Here is a 293-nt window from a genome sequence, read left to right on the forward strand (position 1 = left end):
GTATTGAGAGCCTTTGCCATTCTATTAAAGGCTATAGCTAGGAATCCAATTTCGTCATTACTAAGAATTGGCACCTTCATATCAAAATTCCCCTTCGCGACCTCTAAAGAAGCTTTCCTAATTTTTCGGAGGGGAGCTGTAATACGAGTTGTCAAGAAAAAGGCAAAAACAGTAGTCAGTACAATCGCAATACCTGCTGATAAAAATATAATATGTTTTGTCTGACTTGAAGCACTCTCAAGTATTTCTAATGATTGATATAAGTAAATAGTACCTGCTTGGTCAGGATAAAT

General features: G+C 36.2%; 1 protein-coding gene. It reads right to left on the reverse strand.

Features of this window, described 5'->3' with window-relative positions; genetic code table 11:
* Positions 1-293, reverse strand: a 293-nt coding sequence (locus AOA59_RS05695) for a HAMP domain-containing protein (protein WP_143522755.1), incomplete at both ends; no start/stop codon positions are given.

It is taken from the genome of Pseudomonas sp. 2822-15 (genome assembly GCF_002742515.1).
GTDB lineage: Bacteria > Pseudomonadota > Gammaproteobacteria > Pseudomonadales > Pseudomonadaceae > Aquipseudomonas > Aquipseudomonas salomonii.